This is a genomic window from Pedobacter sp. (assembly GCF_035317785.1).
GTDB lineage: Bacteria > Bacteroidota > Bacteroidia > Sphingobacteriales > Sphingobacteriaceae > Pedobacter.
This window is the reverse complement of the sequence record NZ_DATHGC010000408.1, coordinates 1-2,667: the sequence shown is the minus strand read 5'-3', so window position 1 is coordinate 2,667 and position 2,667 is coordinate 1. Positions and strand designations below refer to the sequence as shown.

At 45.9% G+C, this 2,667-nt stretch carries 3 protein-coding genes; 1 reads left to right on the top strand and 2 read right to left on the bottom strand.

Going from position 1 to position 2,667, the window contains the following annotated elements:
* Positions 1-747: MraY family glycosyltransferase (locus VK541_RS25600; protein ID WP_324373508.1), on the bottom strand; the 747-nt coding region annotated here is incomplete at its 3' end.
* 374 nt (positions 748-1,121) lie between these two features.
* Between VK541_RS25600 and VK541_RS25595 the strand changes: the two genes are divergently transcribed.
* Positions 1,122-1,955 (top strand): transketolase, encoded by an 834-nt coding sequence (locus tag VK541_RS25595; RefSeq protein WP_324373507.1) that lies wholly within the window; start codon positions 1,122-1,124, stop codon positions 1,953-1,955.
* A gap of 62 nt (positions 1,956-2,017) precedes the next feature.
* Here VK541_RS25595 and VK541_RS25590 read toward each other — a convergent pair.
* On the bottom strand, positions 2,018-2,667 hold a 650-nt coding region (locus VK541_RS25590), incomplete at its 5' end, for an ABC transporter permease (protein ID WP_324373505.1).

The window sequence follows — 2,667 nt, the reverse complement described above, 5'->3', positions numbered from 1 at the left end:
GCTGAAGGGAGACCTGCGATGGAGGATGCGGATGCCAAAAACCCTTAGTGTATCCATCATAGGGACCATCAGGATCGTAAACCCAACTGCCGGGGAAGCAGGGATAGGCAAGCGTACATCAGTCAGGTTGGCGACATTGATGAATTTCAATACCAGGATGGCATTGATGGTTCCGAGCAGCAGGGAGCCGGTATCACCCATGAATATTTTAGCGGGTTGAAAATTAAAGATCAGGAAGGCCAGGAGGCTGCCGGCCAGGGCGAAAGCGATTACAGCATAAGGCAACATTCCAATATAGAGGAAATAGGTCCCGAAGATAGTAGTGGACAGGAGGCCGAGGCTGCCAGCCAGACCATCTACGCCATCGATCAGATTAAATGAATTGATAACAACGATGACTGCAAAATAGGTCAGCAGCAGGCTGAACATTTCCGGAAGCTGATAGAGTCCTAGAAAACCATGCATGCTACGGATCTGGATATTGCCGTAATAAACAATGATGAAGGCTGCGAGCACCTGGCCAATGAATTTTTTTACCGGGGATATTATGAGTATGTCATCTTTGAGACCAAGAAAGAAAATGACAAAAGCCGCGGCAATAAAGTATTGAAGTTCAGAATATTGCCCGAAATGAAGGGTGAGGAGACAGCCAAAGATAAAACCTGCAAAAATACCCAGGCCTCCCAGTGGAGTGATGGGAGCATGATGCACTTTACGCGCATCGGGCATATCAAAAAGCTTTTTCATTTCAGCTACATTTATAACAGCTGGTATGGCAAGGAAGGTAACGGTAAATGAAATAGCTATTGAGAGTAAAACATCAAACATCAGTCTGATTTTGATTCATGACAAAAATAATGATTCTTTCTTTAAGCTACTAATACGAGAAAATTCTTCTAAATGTGGTTTTACCAATTCCGGGCAAATTGTACAAAGGAGGCAGATGGAGATTTGGACCGTAAGGTACTGCAAAAGTTTAAGTAAGCCAAATTAGCTGTTGCAGCTCCGGATTATATCCCTCAAAAACCCTGAATCAGACAAAAAATTGGGGCTAGTGTCTTGACAAAAAACCTTTAGATTTGCCTACCGAAATAAAAAACAGAATCAATAAATCCACTAATATGGCTGACTTAAAAGCAATCGCTTCGCAGGTTAGAAGAGATATCGTAAGAATGGTCCATGGCTCCCAAAGCGGTCACCCGGGAGGTTCTCTCGGCTGTGCTGATTATTTCACGGCACTCTACTTCAAAATATTGAAACACGATCCAAATTTCCATATGGACGCAGCGAATGAAGACATCTTCTTTCTGTCCAACGGTCATATTTCTCCTGTATTTTATTCGGCCCTTGCCCGGTCCGGGTACTTCGACATCAAAGAACTAACTACTTTCCGTAAGATCAACTCACGTCTTCAGGGTCATCCCACCACACATGAGCATCTCCCGGGCATTAGAGTTGCCAGCGGATCTCTTGGTCAGGGCATGAGTGTTGCCATCGGAGCCGCCTTAAGCAAAAAACTCAATAACGATAAAAATATTGTATTCACCCTCCACGGAGATGGAGAATTAGATGAAGGTCAAAACTGGGAAGCGATAATGTTTGCAGCTGCCAATAAAGTAGACAATCTCATTTCTACCGTTGACTGGAATGGCCAGCAGATCGATGGTACTACAAAAGCTGTAATGGACCTTGGGAATATCCATGCAAAATTTGATTCTTTTGGCTGGACGACCCTCGAAATGAACGGCAATGATATGGATGAAGTAGTGGCTACGCTTGAAAAGGCCAAGGGCATGACAGGACAGGGCAAGCCCATCGGGATCATGATGCATACGGTCATGGGCAAGGGTGTAGATTTCATGGAAAATGATCACCACTGGCATGGTATTGCTCCGAATGACGAGCAGCTGGCGAAAGCGCTGACGCAATTGCCGGAGACTCTTGGTGATTATTAATAAAGTATGCTTACTAAATAAGACAAAACCCTGGCTTCTCCAACGATTTTTTTGCCAGGGTTTTAGCTTTTAAGCTCTATTGGCTGAGCGGCTGCCTTACGGGCCGGGATCCAGGAAGCCAGCAGTGCCACTACCAATATGGTAGACAGCACCAGGAGAAAGTCCGTAGGCACCAGTTTTACGGGGTAATAATCAATCAGGAAGGAGTCTCCCTGTAAAGGGATGAGCTTATATTTTATTTGCAGCAGACAGGTCACCAGGGCCAGCAGCATGCCGGCTACGCCGCCCATTACCCCAAGCAGGATGCCTTCGCTGAGGAAGATCTTTTGAATAAGCCCATTGCTGGCGCCGAGGGCCTTTAGCACGTGTATATCCTTTTGTTTTTCCCAGACCAGCATCGTCAGGGCGCCCACCATATTAAACGCAGCAACGATGAGGATCATGGTCAGCATGATGTAAATAAACCATTTCTCTGCACCCATGACACCATAGAGGCTCTGATTTTGTTCGTAGCGTGTCTGTATCCGATAGTTTTTGCCCAGTATCCGGACCAGCTGTTGCCGGACAGATTCGGTTTGGGTGGAATCGTTGACGGACAGCTCGACGCCGCTGTATTCATTGGGCTGCAGACCCAACATTCTTTTGACGAAGGCCATATTCGTTATCACATAATTATCGTCGAAATCCTGCTGGATGCGAAATCGTCCGGCTA